The sequence below is a fragment of the Gluconobacter sp. P5H9_a genome (assembly GCF_018812085.1).
Classification (GTDB): Bacteria; Pseudomonadota; Alphaproteobacteria; order Acetobacterales; family Acetobacteraceae; genus Gluconobacter.
On the sequence record NZ_JACRVW010000002.1, the window covers coordinates 50657 to 65407 of the forward strand.

Consider the following 14751-nt stretch of genomic DNA (forward strand, 5'->3'; position numbering starts at 1 on the left):
AAAAAGTAATGATTTTTGGGGGTTATTATGGAATATAGAGCTTAGATAACGAGTAGTTTACGACGGAAAACAGTAGAAATTTAGGGTTATCGTTAATTCATAGTTATTGAGTTTTTTTTATATCAACATGGGCATTGATTAAAATTAACAATATCTTCTATGTTCGATTCCGGCGCTGAGCACGGATTAACAATATATAATTCGTTAATAAATGCTTAACGCTTCTAGAGATGGAGGAATTAGGCATGGCTGGCGGAACGAGCTACACTCATAGAAGTGTCTATGTTGGTAATGGAGGAACAATATCAGGTTCCACCTCAACAGATGCTTCTGGAAATGTAACTATAAATGAATCGTACTTTCTAATAAATAATACCCTATCGGGTGCCACGGCTGCTCAATACGGCGCTATTATAGCTCAGAATGGTGATGTCGGGACGAATTTGTCTGCGACGTCTGCTGGTGCTGTTCTTGCATCTGGCGGTATTATTAGTGGAGTAACTGTTGGAAATTCAGCTGCGGCGCTGGCTTTCAACGGTGGAACAATTAACAATTACAACATAGCCTCCGGCGGCGGGTTGCTGGTCGGAGATCAGTCCCTCAACGCCTCTGCTTCTGCGATCCTGACATCCAAGGGGCTGACAGATCTGAGTGGAGCTGGCTTCGTCTCGGGTGGCGTCGTTCATACGGGTGCTACCGAAACTCTCACGAGCGGCGGTACGGACAAGGGATCCCTGATCCAGGGGACGCAGTACGTTTCTGCGGGTGGCCTGACGATTAGCGATACCGTTAACAGCGGTGGTGTTCAGAATCTTTATACCGGTGCTGTGACGACCGGGACGGTTGTAGGTTCCGGTGGAACGACGGTAGCTAGCAGTGGCGCGGTCGTCAACGCAACAACCGTTTCGGGTGGTAATGTCCTTCTGAATGCTGCAGCCGTTCTCCGAGGCGCTGTTGTCGCTGCTGGAGGAAAACTGACTGTTTCCAGCGGGGCAGCAGCTTCTAACGTCACTGTATCTTCCGGCGGTACCGAGAGTGTGCTGTCTGGTGGGACGGTTTCCGGCGGAACTGTTCTGCAGGGTGGCAATGAGATTGTTGCCTCTGGCGCAACATCCCTCAATGTTACTGTTTCTTCTGGTGGTTCGCTTACGGTTGCGGCTGGTGCTGTTCTTTCCGGAACGCAGGTGGTTCAGGGCGCTGTCATCGATGTTGATACGCTGTCCTATGTGTCGGGCGGCACAGTCAAACTGGATGGCAATACTCTCACGATTTCCGAAGGTGGCAGCACCTGGCAGACGACGTTTGGTGGAGCATTCAAGAGCACCGATTACTTCGTGCTGGGTCGTGACCCTGTTGATGGCAGCACCATTGCAACTTTCGTCTGCTTCTGTGCAGGTACGCTGATCCGCACAGAGAGTGGGGAGAAGGTTGTCGAAGAGCTCAAAATCGGTGATCGCGTGCTGACGTATGTTGCCGGCCGCGAAGTCGTTCAGCCTGTGACGTGGGTTGGTCATCGAACGGCGCAGGTTCGGGCGGATCTGCCGGTTGATCAGGCTGGCTATCCTGTCCGTATTCTCAAGGATGCGATTTCCCTTGGGGTTCCTCATCAGGACCTTGTGGTTACACCCGAGCACTGCCTGTATTTCGAAGGGCGTTTCGTTCCAGCCCGTATGCTCGTTAATGGCCGTAGCGTCTTCTACGATCTGACAATGACGAACTACGAATACTTCCACGTTGAAACGGAAAGCCACTCCATTCTGTGGTCCAATGGTGCGCTCAGCGAAAGCTATCTGGATACAGGAAATCGTCGTGAGTTTGGCCAGCAGGGTGGTATTGTCCGTCTTGTCAGTGGTCCGACCCGCGAATGGAGTGTCGATGCAGCAGCACCGCTGGCGGTAACGCGTGATCTGGTTGAGCCGATTTATCGCACTCTCGAAGAGCGTGCTGTTGAAATGTCTCTTCCAGACCAGCGCAAGCCTGTCGTTCTGACCGAAGACGCCAATCTTCATCTTGTAACCTCTGCAGGGCATCGGATTAATCCGGCACGTCGCGCAGAAAACGGAGATTTCGTTTTCATGCTTCCTGCCGGTATTAACGAAGTTTACATCGTTTCCCGTGCATCGCGCCCGGCTGACGTCTTCGGTCCAATGGTTGATGATCGTCGTTATCTTGGCGTTTTGGTTGGCAACATCAGTCTCTGGGCAGGCAATGGTCAGAAGAGCCTTACGGCACACGTCACGGAAGACAACCTGTCTGGTTGGAATAACCGCGAAGAAGGCGGGGTCCGCTGGACAAATGGCAATGCCCTTCTGAACCTTCCAGCCCGTCAGGATCTTTCGATCTCTGTGCTGACTATCGAAGTGAAGAATGCAGGCCCATATGTGCTTGATGATGAAAATGACGCTGTAGCCGTCGTTGCATCTTGAAAAACCACTTGGATATTTGAACGAAAAGGAAGTGACGTGCGTTTTCAAGGCGCACGTCACTTCCTTCTTTTTAGTTGCAGGGTTTTCATAGAGTTCCGAGGAATAGGTTGACGCACTATGTTTGAACGTCTGGCCCTGAAATATGCTGCCGGACAGCCGGCCTCACTTGCGATGAGCTGGTTTGAGGGGGAAGCGAGTTTCGGTCAGCTTTCCCAGGATGTTAGCCGAGTGGCCTTCGCACTGTTTCAGCTTAGGGATCTTGTCCCGTCTGTTGTGGCTATTCGTTGCGAACATCCGTACAGACACTGGGTTTTCATTCTCGCTCTGTCCCGTCTCGGAATACCCTCGGCATCACTGCCGGGATATGTGGATGCAAATTTCCACCGCTCTGTGAAAATCCTGTCACCGGATATCGTGTTGCTTGATGAGCCCGTGGAGGGGCTCGACCAGCAATCTCTGGTGCTGAATGATGCATGGTTCGAACATGTCTGTCAGACGGGTTCGGACTGTGTAGAAACCATTGCGGTACAGCCTGAAGATGTTGTCCGTTACTCTGTAGCTGGCGGAACGAGCCAGGATGCACGCCGCATCGCCCTGACATCGCGATACGTCGAAACGGCCGTCTACCATCTCCTGTTTCAGGATATCCTGTCTCATAGTCACCGCCCTGAGGGATTGCGTGTCCTACCAACGCTTGGAGCAGAGACTTCAAGTGGATTCCTCATCATTCTGTCGGCTCTTGTGGCTGGAACACGTCTTCAGATGGTAACCGGTTCTGAACTGGGTCTTGTCTTCAGTCAGGATGTCCCGACTGTAGCCGTTGTGTCTCCACGACATGCCGAAGGAATACTCTCTCGGCTTCCGCCCGGTATGAAACCGCTGGACAATCTGTTTCTAACGGTTGCTGGAGGAAAACTGCCTAAAGCCCTCTGTGCATCCATTCGTCAGACGCTCACACCGCATGTGCAGGTCGTGTACGGTGCGGATGAGTGCGGCGTTGTGACCATTGCCTCTACGGATACTCAGTCCACCGATGATGAGGTGGGTCAGCCTCTGCCGTGGGTTGGTCTTGAGATCGTGGATGAGCAGCATCAGTGCGTTCCGACTGGTGTGGTGGGTCGCATTCGTGTCAGCGGAACAGGAGTTGTAGACGGCTACGATCTTGATCCAGCTGCTACTGCCGAACAATTCAGGGAAGGCTGGTTTTATCCGGGCGATAGCGGGTTTCTGGATGCAGACGGAACGTTGCATCTGAGAGGGCGTGCAGATGATCTGATAAGCTTTGGCGGTGACAAGTTTGATCTGGATAGACTGGATACGCGTCTTCTTGAGTGCCCTGGCGTGAAAGACGGTGCGATGTTTGTCGTACCTGATGCTCAAGGGCTGCCTGCTCCCTGGGTCGCTCTTGTGACCGCAGAAGATTTTAATCTCGAAGTTCTTTCAAAGTGGATGAGAAGTGTTTTCCCCAATCTGCCGGATGTGACTGCCGTCTGGATCGATGCTCTTCCACGAACGGAGAGCGGGCAACCGGATAGGCTGGCGTTACAGAACGCGGTCAAACCTTCCTGAATAACAAGATTTTACACGTTACGTTCTACACAGAATAGAAGACGAAAAGCGGGTTTTAAATGGTCGATTACGGAAATGAAGTGGCAGTCGTTGGGATCGGATGTCGCCTTCCGGGAGGAATTGAAACAACCCAGGCTCTCTGGCGCTTTCTGTGTGAACAAGGTGATGCCACATCCGACGTTCCCGCCGATCGGTGGGGTATCAAGCGCTTTTACGATCCTGAATACGAAACCCCAAACAAGACTTACATGCGGCGCGGTTCCTTCATTGACCAGAAGATTGATGAAATGGATCCGCTGTTCTTCGGTATTTCGCCGCGTGAAGCCGCCCTCATGGACCCTCAACAAAGGCTTCTTCTGGAAGTCGTGTGGGAGGCAATGGAAAATGCTGGCATTCTTCCTTCCACCTTGGCTGGCACTCGGGCTGGTGTCTTTATTGGCACGTTCTCTCTGGACTGGCTGGTGGCCTGCGGTTCCCCCCTCAATCGGAACCTGATTACGGATCATTTCGCCGCAACTGCGGCGTCAGCCACCATGCTGGCTGCGCGGATTTCTCATAATCTTGGTCTTCAGGGGCCATGCATGTCTATTGATACGGCATGTTCATCATCATTGGTGGCCATTCATCAGGCCCGTACCAGTTTGTTGAATGGTGAGAGTGATGTTGTCGTAGCGGGTGGCATCAACATGATGCTTGCTCCACCGGCCTCAATCACAATGTCCAAAGGGCACTTTCTGGCTGCGGACGGGCGCTGCAAAAGCTTCTCGGCAGATGCAGACGGCTACGGGCGCGGTGAGGGGGCCGGCATTGTCCTGCTTAAACGGCTCGCCGATGCAAAACGGGATGGAGACGTTATCCATGGTGTCATCGTGGGGACGGGTGTTAATCAGGATGGTCGTACGCTGTCATTGACGATGCCCAGTGAAGATGCTCAGCGCGCGCTCATTGAGGAAGTCGCCCAGAAGGCGCATGTCGATCTTGCCGCGATTGGATATGTAGAAGCCCATGGTACCGGAACGCCTGTTGGCGATCCTATCGAAGCCCGTGCTTTGGGAACGGCGATCGGCCATAAGCGAGCCCCGGAAAGCCCCCTGATTATTGGGTCTATTAAAGCCAATCTGGGGCATCTGGAAGCTGCAGCGGGTGTTACCGGCCTTATCAAGGCACTCCTTTGCCTGAGGCATGGCTCTATTCCACCGCAGACGAACCTAACACAGGTTAATCCCACGATTCCGTTTGCGGACCTTCATCTGCAAGTCGCTCAGGATACCATGACCCCGCTGACGGCTGAGGCAGGAACAGTGTATGCGGGCGTCAACTCGTTTGGATATGGCGGAACAAACGCGGTTGCCCTGCTCAGGCCGCTGACAGTAGAGGATCAGCCGATCCACCATATGGCAGAAGTGGTCAGGCTGCCGTCCGGGCGCTTTCTGCTGCCCGTGAATGCGCTTGTAGACGCCTCGTTGAAAAATCTGGCGCGCTCCTATGCAGATCTTCTGGCGTCTTCTTCTGCTCAATCTGTCGCCGATGTCTGTTTCTCTGCTGCAACCTACAGGACGCGTTTGCCGATGCAGGCCGTCGTGTCTGGCCAAGATCGTGAAGAGCTGATTGCAGGCTTGAAAGCTTTGTCGGAAGGGCAGTCTTCCTCTGCTGTCATACTGGGCCGACGTCGAAACGGTGAGATGCAGCAACCTGTTTTCGTCTTTTCTGGAATGGGCTCTCAGTGGAAGGGGATGGGGCAGTATATCCTCAGGCAGACGCCCGAACCCATTTCCGGCACTATCCAGCAGATTGATAGCCTGTTTTCCGAACTGGCCGGCTGGTCCATTCTGGATGAAATCCTGAAGCCTGCGGAACATTCCCGCATTGATGAAACGGTTGTCGCCCAGCCTGCCATTTTCATGGTTCAGGTTGTTCTTGCGGAGCTATTCCATTTTCATGGCGTGACACCGGCGGCTATCGTTGGGCATAGCGTGGGCGAGGTGGCTGCGAGTTACATCGCGGGTGCTTTGTCGATGGAAGACGCTGTAACCGTGATCTTCCATCGAAGCCAGCAACAGGCTCGACTGGCGGGACGTGGCACGATGTTGGCTGTCGGTATTTCCGGCAAAGAGGCAGCCGAAAAATTACTTCCTGGTTATGAAGACCGGGTGTCAGTCGCGGCTCTCAATAGTGCGAAGTCTTCCACACTTGCGGGTGAAGAGAATGCGCTCAGGGAACTCGCTACGCGCTGTGATCAGGATGGAACCTTTAATCGTCTTCTTAGGGTTGAGGTGCCGTATCACAGCGTCCTGATGGAAGAGATCCGGCAGGATCTTCTCAGTCCGCTTGGCATGCTCTCTCCTCAAAACCCAAGCATCCCGCTCTATTCAACCGTAACAGGCACGCGCTGGGCTGAAGATGCTCTGCATGATGCGGAATACTGGTATGGCAATGCGCGCAAGCCCGTCCTGTTCCATGATGCCATTCAGAGCTTGATGGCTGATGGACATCGGGTGTTTCTCGAGATTGGGGCACACCCTGTTCTGGGCGGTTTGATAAGGGAAACAGCGCAGCAGATTGACGGAGAAGTCTCTGTTATTGCCAGCCTGAGTCGGAAAGATCCGGAAGACACAGCCATAGCGCGCAGTATCGCCAAACTCTATATGGCGGCCGTGCCGTTGGATTGGTCTCTTCTGACGGGAGGCTATCGCACAGACCTTCCTCATTATGCCTGGTCTCGAAGCCGGTTCTGGTCTGAGACTGAAATGTCGCGCAGGGATCGGCTGGACGGAACCGTTCACCCGGTTCTCGGTATTCCAGTCAGTGCGTCGCGTCCGGGTTGGCTTGCCGATATTAATCGCAACTACATGCCGTGGCTTCCGGATCATAAAGTTGACGGGATCTGCCTGTTTCCCGCTGCTGGCTACATTGAAGGCGGATTGGCTTTGCACCGGCAGATCGAGCGCTCTGATGCTGCAATTCTTGAAGACTTGGAGATCGGACAGGCGCTCCTTCTGGATAGCCTGACGCCACCTGTTGTCGAGTGGGCATTTGACGAAGAAACGCGCGTTCTGACGGTATCATCGTCTCACGGGGAAGATGGCGAAGAAGAGTGGATTCAGCACGCGAAGCTACGGGTTCTGGCGAATGAACCATGGGCAGCAGACCCGGTGGCTCCTGAAAGTCTTCAGGACAACCTGCAACACTATATCCCTTCAGAGGCGTTCTATGCGCGGCTTGCAGAACACGGCTTTTCATACGGCCCCGCTTTCCAAACGATCAAAGAGCTGAAGGCTGGCGAGGGTATTGCCTATGCACGCCTTGAATTGGCCGAGGCACAAAGCATCGCAGAGTATTTTCTTCATCCGGCACTACTTGATGGTGCTTTCCAGGCATTGATCGGTGCCGGATACAGTGCTGCGGAAGAGAGAGTTTTTGTTCCGACGGGTGCGCGCCAGATCGTCTATCGCGGCGGACAGCATAAAGTCCTTCTGGCTCATGCGACTCTGACACGCCGTTCCGAAACCGGTATTGAGGGCGATATCCGACTCTTTACGGAACAGGGTGAGCCTGTTGCTGAAATTTTCGGCTTCAAGGCGCGGGCTATCCGGAAACTGACCGCTACAAATATGGGTTCGGACAATGTCCGCCGTTTCTATCGTCCCGCCTGGGTTCAGACGGAATTGCTCCCGCATTTTGCGGAGCCTTTAACCGCACTGGCTCTGGGACGTGACAGCTCTTTATTGGAGCAATTCAGCCAAATCTCTGCTGCTCAGGGGATCATGGTCGACACCCTGAAAATTGACGGTCTGGATCAGACGGAATTGGCAGGCGCATTGTCTCAAACGGCTGATGCAATCCTCTATCTGTGCTCATCCAACGAAGGGGAAACCGGACAACAGGGCATCGCAGAAATTTTGCGTCTTGTTCAGGCAGTCAAGATTTCGGAAGACAGCGAAACTGCGCCAAAATGTCTGATCGTAACGCGGGGAGCAGTATCTGCAGAAGCTCTTCAGAGCGATGATCTGGATACGGGGCAGGCAGCCATTCGGGGGTTTGCACGAGGGATCGCATCAGAGCGACCAGATCTTGCGCTTCGGATCGTCGATATCGGACGCACTGTTGATGAGGCTGTCTTGCAGCAGCTATGCGCAGAGATCGTTCACCAGGATTCAGAAGACGATATTGCTCTGCGTGCTGGCACACGGTCTGTGGGGCGGTTAACACCTTCGGAAACCAAGCCAGACCCCGTTCCAACACTTTATCATACGAACGAAACGTTTGACGGGAAGCTTGTTGGAGTACGTCTTGTCAGCGCATCAAATGGTTCGCTGGACCGATTGCATCATGAGCGGTTTATCTCGGAGCCGTTGCAGCGTGGCCAGGTGCTATTTCGGACGCTCGCTGCAGCGCTGAATTTCAAGGATATCCTGAAAGCAACGGGCCTTATTCCGCAAAGTGTTGTGGATGATACGTTCCATGGCGAAAGCCTTGGCATGGAAGCGTCTGCTGAAGTGCTCGCTGTCGGCGAGGGCGTAACGGACTTCGTGCCGGGGGAACGTTATCTCGTCTCATGGCCGGGGTGTTTTGCGTCTCATTTCACTGCCGACGCTGAAAGCATTTTTGCGCTTCCCATTGAAGGGCTTGGGTCTCCACTTGAAGCCGCCACACTGCCCGTCGCTTTCATCACGGCGTATTATGGTCTGTGCCGTCTGGCTCATCTTGAAAAAGGTGAAACAGTCCTGATCCATTCCGGGACTGGTGGCGTGGGTCTGGCGGCGATCCAGCTGGCAAAGCGGGTCGGAGCACGGATTTTTGCGACTGCGGGTACTCTGGAGAAACGGCAGTACCTCAAGGATCTTGGATGTGAAGGCGTTTGGGACTCCCGGTCGCTTGAGTTCGCGGAAGGGATCAGAGATGTCACGCAGGGGCGGGGTGTCGATGTTGTACTCAACTCATTGCCCGGAGAAGGGCAGACACACAGTCTGTCCATCGTTGCCCCCTATGGACGTTTTGTAGAAATCGGGAAGAAAGACATCATCGAGAAGCGTGGGCTACCGCTAGCGCCTTTCAACGAAAACCTATCGTTCTTCTCGCTCGATCTGGATCGCATGATGCTGGAGCGGCCTGCGTTGATGCGTTCCCTCCTGTCAGACGTTGCAGAACTGTCCAAAATGGGCGCAGTGCAGCCTCTCCCTCTGGAGAGTTTTCCTGCGCAGGATGCTGCAGGAGCCTTCCGTCTGCTGGCTTCTGCAAAACATATGGGTAAGGTCGTTATCGATTACTCCAATCTGGATAATCTCAAAGCCTCACCATTGCCGCGGACACAGCCTCAGGTAGGGGATGGCAAGACTTACCTTGTTACAGGAGGCCTGAGTGGCTTTGGCTGGGCAACGGCTGAATGGTTGATTGAGCAGGGGGCCCGGAGTCTCGTCCTGCTAGGCCGCAGGACACCAGAGGAAACCGGAATCAGCGAGCAACTGTTGGTTCATCGTGCTGCGGGTGTGCAGGTTCATACCATCCAGGTCGATGTCTCTCATGAAGAAGCCATGAAAGATGTCTTCGATGAGTTGGCCTTCACAAGCAATCTTCCGCCGATCAAAGGCATTTTCCATTGCGCTGGCATGCTGGACGACGCCCTGATCTACAATCTGGACGAGGAACGGATTAGTCGGGTTCTCGAGGTAAAAGCTAAGGGAGCAATCATCCTTGACCGTTTGGTCAGTGGCATGAGCCTGGACTATTTCGTGCTGTTTTCTTCCGTGACTACGCTTCTGGGGAACATTGGGCAGAGCGCTTATATCGCAGCCAATGCCGTTCTGGGCGCAATAGCGGCTAATCGCTGGAAAGATGGAGAGGCTGCTCTGGCAGTAGACTGGGGGGCTATTGCGGATGTTGGCATGCTGAGCCGGAACGAAACGGCAGCCCGCGCTCTGGAAGCGGCTGGTTTGAAGGGTATGTCGGCCCGGGACGCACTGGGACACATGCGGGAAATGCTGGCGCTAGAGCTACCCGAGGTTGCTTGTGTTGAGATTGACTGGAAAAAGTGGGCACAGATCGTTCCTGGGGCAAATGTGTTAGCGCGCTTTTCACTGGTACGCCTTGCCGATGCCAGTAACGGGGCGACCAGTGAACGTCTAGCCACGCTCTCGGCGTTGCCGGAGGATGAGCGTCTTCCTTATGTTGTGGAGCAGGTCAAAGTTCTAATCGCCCAGACCCTGCATCTGGAGCCGACAAGCATTGACGACCGTGCACGTCTTTCTGAACTTGGGATCGACTCTCTGGCCGGCGTTGAACTTCAAACGGCCTTGCGGGTAGAATTTGGTGTTGAAGTTTCCATCCTTGTTCTCGCACGTGATGAAAGTATCCGGAAAATGTCCCAGTTTCTTTTGAACAGGGTCAAGATCGGCCAGACGGCACAACTGCCATGATACAGCCCTTCGCCACAGTCCTTGCCGCTGATGGCAAGGAAATGCTGGACTGGCAGCGGAGTACGATCGTTGATGCGCTGTTCTTTCATGCGTCAAGAACGCCGGACCTCAAAGTCTATACTCTGCTCGGAGACGGTGAGAATGAGACGGATGCTGTAACAGCGTCTCAACTTGCCGCACAGGCAACGGCGTTGGCTACATGGCTGCGACGCATGCTTTCGCCGGGCTCCCGTGTATTGCTCCTGTATGAGAGCAGTCTTGATTACATTCGTGGGCTTCTCGGGTGTTTGTGCGCAGGACTGGTGCCTGTCTCAGGAGTGTACCCAAAGGCTTTTGGAGCACGGGACCGGTTTATCGCATTGAGGGACGATGCCGAGGCTGCGGCCGTTATCGGAAACCGCAGTATTCTCACAGAATTTCAGAAGGTTTGCCCTGATAAAATCGATGGTCCACGATTTCTGTGGATACCGACAGACAAGATCCGCCCGTCTGCAAAGCCCGAGAGTGTGGCACATCCTTCACCGGAGGACGTCGCGCTTATTCAGTACACGTCTGGCTCGACCCGTACGCCGCGGGGTGTTCTGCTCACGCACCGCAATATTGCACATAATCTCTTCCGTCAGGCAGAGGCTTTTGGGTATCGGCAGGGCGATTGCGGCGTTAACTGGCTCCCTCTCTCTCATGACATGGGATTGATTGGGGGCGCCCTCATGACACTGGCAACGGGAGGGCGCTGTATTCTGTTGCCGCCAGAAGCTGTTGCTGAAAAGCCGATACGGTGGTTGCAGGCTATTAGTCATTATAGGGCAACGCTTTCCGGCGGCCCGAATTTCGCGTACGGAATGTGCGTGAGGTCTATCGCCCCCGAAGAGGTTGCATCGCTGGATCTGTCCTGCTGGGAAGTGGCGTTTAACGGGGCAGAATATATCCGCGCCGAGACGATGCAGTCGTTCACAGAACGTTTTGCGTCATCCGGGTTTGATGAACGTGCGTTCTTTGCATGTTATGGCCTCGCGGAAGCCACCTTGCTGGTCACAGCCAGCGAGCGCGGGCAGGGCGTATCATTTTGGGAGTTTTCGCGCGATGGTTTGGCGCACGGTCATGCGATGCCGCCGCACAATATTCTCGATAGACGCCTCTTGGCAGGCTGCGGGAGGCCGCCCTCAGATATTATCGTACGAATTGCCGATGCGGACACTGAAGCGGTCCTGCCGGATGGGGCCGTCGGGGAGATCCGTATTCATAGTCCCGGGGTCGCAACCGGATATGTGAACCGCCCTGTAGAAAACAGCCAGGTTTTTCAGGGGCGTGTTGCGGGCGAAGAGGGAACCTTCCTGAGAACCGGAGACCGAGGTTTCCTGTTGGACGGAATACTTTACGTCACTGGGCGGCAGGATAATCGTATCAGGCTAGGCGACAGTGTTCTGGATCCAGAAGATATCATCGCCTGCCTGGGAGAGTTCGAAGCCGATATTCGGTTATTCTCAACTGCGGTATTTGAGGAAAGCACTGAGGATGGGACGACGCTTGTTCTAGTGACGGAACTGCCCTCAGGATCCGCCGGCGATCTGACGCAATTGGGGAAAGCTATTGGCGAGAAAATCTGTGCACATTTTCCCGCCTCTCGATGCCGTATTATTTTCCTGCGTGCCAGTGCGATCCTGAAAACACCGAGTGGCAAAATCCGCGTAGGGGAAACAAAGAAAGAGCTTCTTCAGGGTAATATTCCGATCCTTGGCGAATATACCTGCAGTCCTCTTGGATCTGGCCGGGTGCGTATTCTGAAAATCGCAGAGGGAAAAATGTGAGCATGCGCAGTCCTTCAGCGCCGCCAGTTCAACAAGCCCCCATTGTGCCAGCACTGGAAGGGCCAGGAGGTATCCGCTTCGATTTCAATGATGGCTGCCGCGTTTTTCTTCCAGCGGGGAACTGGCATGTTGTTCTGAAGGACCTGGATACGCATACGATCCTGTTTTCAGAGGATGTATCTCAAGGGATCGTGCAGAGTTCAAAGCGATATTACCTCCGCTTTCAGATCGAGATTACGAAAGACGGTGAACCATTCTTTACGTATGAAATGAACCTGAAAGACCAGCCTGTTCTTGTTCGGATGCGGGAAGGGGGCATTGGAGATCACTTGGCCTGGTTTGGGCAGGTAGCTGAATTCGCCCGCAAACACGAGTGTCACCTGACATGTATCGTGCGCCCGGATATCGCAAATCTGCTCATCCCAGTTTATCCCCATATTCGCCTTGTATCGACCGAAGAAGAGGCGGGATCAGACTATTACGCCACTTATAAAGTTCTCATTTTTTACAACGACGTTGCCCGGAACCATAGTCCGGTCGATTATCGCGAAGCAGGTCTGGAAACTAATGCGGCGCTCATCCTGGGCCTTTCGCGGACATCGCGTCGGCCCGATGTTGCGATTATGGAGGGAGGGAGACCTCTTGAAGAGCGATATGTCTGCATTGCTACCCAGGCAACATCCCAGAACAAATACTGGAACAATCCTTTCGGCTGGCTGGAAACGATCCGCTTCTTAAAAAAGCGAGGGTATAGGGTCATCTGTATCGACAGAAACCGGGTGAACGGGGTCGGAACAATCTGGAACCATATCCCGTATGGGGCGGAAGATTTCACAGGCGCGCTGCCTCTGGCCGAACGTGCCCGATGGTTGCGACATGCGGAGTTTTTTATTGGTCTTTCCAGTGGTTTGAGCTGGTTGGCATGGGCTGTCGGTACGCCTATCGTGCTGATCAGCGGCTTTACGAGGCCAGATAATGAGTTCGAAACACCCTACCGCGTGATTAACTGGAACGCCTGCAACAGTTGCTCCAATGATATCCGCTGTCAGCTCAATCCAGCCGATTATCTCTGGTGCCCACGACAGAGCGGTACAGACAAGCAGTTTGAATGCACCAGACTGATTTCTTCGCAACAGGTGATCGACACAATCATGCAAATTCCCGACCTTGAGGGAGTGTCAGAATGACCGTTGCCAAAGTGAATGACATTTTCCAGTCGATTATGCTTGCTGGCAGTTCGAGTGCGTCTGTTTCAGCGCCGGTCGCCGAGGACCCATCTAGCGAGACCGATAAAGCCCCGAGAGAAGTGGGGGCAGTAGCCTCGGCGTCATCAACCGAGACGACGACATTTCCCAGTCCTTCAAATGTGGCGACACAGGAGGGGCCTGCAGGCATTCGATATGACTTCAATCAAGGTATCCGTGTTGCGGTTCCAGAAGGGAGATGGCGTATTCGGCTTACCGATCTTGATACTGACATGGTTATTTTTGATGGTGAGGGAAGTGCCTCTACTTTTGAAAGTCGGAAAAAGCATTATCTGAACGCAAGGATTGAAGTCTTTAAGGCGGGCATGCTCGTTTTTTCGCATGACTACGATGCTAAGGGTAAAAAGATAGCCATTCTTATGGCCGGCAATACAATCGGCGATACGGCTGGTTGGGTGCCATATGCTGTGCGTTTTGCACGAGATCATGCATGCGAACTCACAGTGATGGTATCCGCGCAGATGAAAGAGCTGCTGTCTGCGTCATACCCAGATATCAGATTTATTGAAAAGCAGGAATTCAGCGCGTTAAAAGACGATTTTTACGCCACATATTACATCGGTTTATTCTTCGGGGATGAAGATAATATCTGGCAGCCTTCTGATTTCAGGCTCGTGGGATTACACAGAACAGCAGGCTATATTCTCGGGGTTTCTCCCGAGGAAGAGCCTCTGCATCTGGATATTTCTGAAGAAAGACCGATTGAAGAACCCTATGTTGTCATAGCCAGTCAGGCCAGTGCACAGTGCAAATACTGGAATAACCCGACAGGTTGGTATGATGTCGTGGAGTTTCTCAAGAGATCAGGTTACCGCGTTATCTGCATCGATCGTGAAATAAAGTATGGTCAAGGTCTTCACTGGAACCAGATTCCGCATAATGCGGAAGATGAGACGGGGGCACGGCCCCTTCAGGAACGCCTCCAATGGCTGAAGCATGCAGAGTTTTTTGTTGGCCTTTCGAGCGGCTTATCCTGGCTTGCCTGGGCGGCTGACACGCCCGTCGTGATGATTTCCGGATTTACACATCCGATAAATGAGTTTCAGACACCATATCGGGTCTTTAATACTAATGCCTGCAACAGTTGCTGGCACGATATTCGCCATCCGTTCATCCACAGTGATTTTCTCTTTTGTCCGCGCCATGCAGGTACCAGTCGTCAGTTTGAATGCACGCGGAATATTACCTCTGGGCAGGTTATCAGCGCCATTAAGGTGGCGATGGGTAACAGGAGAGCGGACAGACAGACCTAATTTGAACTTGCTTTTAA

At 53.4% G+C, this 14751-nt stretch carries 6 protein-coding genes; all 6 read left to right on the top strand.

What is annotated here, in order from left to right:
• The first annotated feature begins 443 nt into the window (after positions 1-443).
• The 6 genes from KP708_RS02290 (at position 444) to KP708_RS02315 (ending at position 14734) form a co-directional block, all read left to right on the top strand.
• Positions 444-2426: a Hint domain-containing protein gene (locus KP708_RS02290; RefSeq protein ID WP_252347381.1), complete on the top strand. Its 1983-nt coding sequence runs from the start codon at positions 444-446 to the stop codon at positions 2424-2426.
• A 117-nt stretch (positions 2427-2543) separates the two neighbouring features.
• Complete coding sequence (locus KP708_RS02295; RefSeq protein ID WP_215750196.1) at positions 2544-3995, top strand: AMP-binding protein; 1452 nt, start codon at positions 2544-2546, stop codon at positions 3993-3995.
• 80 nt (positions 3996-4075) lie between these two features.
• Positions 4076-10408: an SDR family NAD(P)-dependent oxidoreductase gene (locus tag KP708_RS02300; RefSeq protein WP_371822715.1), complete on the top strand. Its 6333-nt coding sequence runs from the start codon at positions 4076-4078 to the stop codon at positions 10406-10408.
• A complete protein-coding gene (locus KP708_RS02305) occupies positions 10405-12216 on the top strand; it encodes a fatty acyl-AMP ligase (protein ID WP_215750200.1) in 1812 nt (603 codons plus the stop codon). The genes KP708_RS02300 and KP708_RS02305 overlap by 4 nt, the downstream gene beginning before the upstream one ends.
• Before the next feature lie 2 nt (positions 12217-12218).
• Complete coding sequence (locus KP708_RS02310) at positions 12219-13403, top strand: autotransporter strand-loop-strand O-heptosyltransferase (RefSeq protein ID WP_215750202.1); 1185 nt, start codon at positions 12219-12221, stop codon at positions 13401-13403.
• Positions 13400-14734: an autotransporter strand-loop-strand O-heptosyltransferase gene (locus KP708_RS02315; RefSeq protein ID WP_215750204.1), complete on the top strand. Its 1335-nt coding sequence runs from the start codon at positions 13400-13402 to the stop codon at positions 14732-14734. The genes KP708_RS02310 and KP708_RS02315 overlap by 4 nt, the downstream gene beginning before the upstream one ends.
• Positions 14735-14751: the final 17 nt, after the last annotated feature.

Bases quoted from the DNA above. Each gene is read 5' to 3' on its own strand.
- KP708_RS02295 (WP_215750196.1), top strand. From the start codon at position 2,544: ATGTTTGAACGTCTGGCCCTGAAATATGCTGCCGGACAGCCGGCCTCA.
- KP708_RS02305 (WP_215750200.1), top strand. From the start codon at position 10,405: ATGATACAGCCCTTCGCCACAGTCCTTGCCGCTGATGGCAAGGAAATG.
- KP708_RS02310 (WP_215750202.1), top strand. From the start codon at position 12,219: ATGCGCAGTCCTTCAGCGCCGCCAGTTCAACAAGCCCCCATTGTGCCA.
- KP708_RS02315 (WP_215750204.1), top strand. From the start codon at position 13,400: ATGACCGTTGCCAAAGTGAATGACATTTTCCAGTCGATTATGCTTGCT.